Source organism: Arthrobacter sp. 2YAF22_2, assembly GCF_052114645.1.
GTDB lineage: Bacteria > Actinomycetota > Actinomycetes > Actinomycetales > Micrococcaceae > Arthrobacter.
Map to the genome: position 1 here is coordinate 1 of NZ_JBFRFD010000709.1, position 1,405 is coordinate 1,405.

General features: G+C 67.9%; 1 protein-coding gene and 1 pseudogene. Both read left to right on the top strand.

Annotated features, from left to right (window positions below; all coding sequences use genetic code 11):
* Positions 1-210, top strand: a pseudogene (locus AB4Y86_RS18900) (phosphatidylinositol phosphate synthase); the annotation flags it as partial.
* Between the two features lie 221 nt (positions 211-431).
* Positions 432-1,358: a pyridoxal 5'-phosphate synthase lyase subunit PdxS gene (pdxS, locus tag AB4Y86_RS18905; protein ID WP_441403666.1), complete on the top strand. Its 927-nt coding sequence runs from the start codon at positions 432-434 to the stop codon at positions 1,356-1,358.
* Positions 1,359-1,405 lie beyond the last annotated feature (47 nt).

Sequence of the window (1,405 nt, forward strand, 5' to 3'; positions counted from 1 at the left end):
AACGTCGGCGTGGCGGAGCGGGCCGAACGGCTGGTGTCGGTCCTGGTGGTCACCGGCTTCACCGGCCTCGGGCTGCCGACAGTAATCCTGTTCGGCACCCTGTGCCTGCTCGGCCTGGCCAGCTTCGTGACGGTCGTGCAGCGGATCGCCGCCGTGCACCGCCAGTCCGTCGAAGAGAGCAAGGGCACGGCCACCGAACAAGCCGCCTGAGCCCGCCTCAGCGGGCGCCCCGGGCGGGGTGTCCGTCCAGTCCGCCCGGCGGGGCCGAAGGCCGTAACCGGATTCAACCCGGCCCCGGAGGGGGACTAGTATTAGCCATACCGGCCAATGGTTCCCGGTAATCCGGTGCGTGCGAGCCGGTGTGTGCGAGATTCTTATCTCCGTGCCGTCCGCGCCCCGGCGAGGTCATCTATCTACCCATAGGGGTTTTTGTGTCTACACCTGATGTAAGCAGCGAGGCCGGCGCGTCCGCCAAGAACGTTACGGGCAGCAGCCGCGTCAAGCGCGGCATGGCGGAGATGCTCAAGGGCGGCGTCATCATGGACGTCGTCAACGTCGAGCAGGCCCGCATCGCCGAAGACGCCGGTGCCGTGGCCGTGATGGCGCTGGAACGCGTTCCCRCCGACATCCGCGCCCAGGGCGGCGTGTCCCGCATGTCCGACCCGGACATGATCGACAAGATCATCGACGCCGTCTCCGTGCCGGTCATGGCCAAGGCCCGGATCGGCCACTTCGTCGAGGCCCAGATCCTGCAGTCCCTCGGCGTCGACTACATCGACGAGTCCGAGGTCCTCACCCCGGCGGACTACGCCAACCACATCGACAAGTGGAACTTCACCGTTCCCTTCGTTTGCGGCGCCACGAACCTCGGCGAAGCCCTCCGCCGCATCAACGAGGGCGCGGCCATGATCCGTTCCAAGGGCGAGGCCGGCACCGGGGACGTCTCCAACGCCACCACCCACATGCGCCAGATCCGCGCCGAGATCAAGAAGCTCGCCGGCATGGCCGAGGACGAGCTGTACGTTGCCGCCAAGGAACTCCAGGCCCCGTACGAACTGGTCAAGGAAGTCGCTGCCACCGGCAAGCTCCCGGTGGTGCTCTTCACCGCCGGCGGCATCGCCACCCCGGCCGACGCCGCCATGATGATGCAGCTCGGCGCCGACGGTGTCTTCGTCGGCTCCGGTATCTTCAAGTCCGGCAACCCGGCCCAGCGCGCGGCCGCCGTCGTGAAGGCCACCACCTTCTTCGATGACCCGGACGAGATCGCCAAGGCCTCCCGCGGCCTGGGGGAAGCCATGGTCGGCATCAACGTCGACGAGATCCCGCAGCCGCACCGCCTCGCCGAGCGCGGCTGGTAACTCGCGCCTCTGGCTAGTCTTTGAAGCACGACGGCGGCGGGTCACCT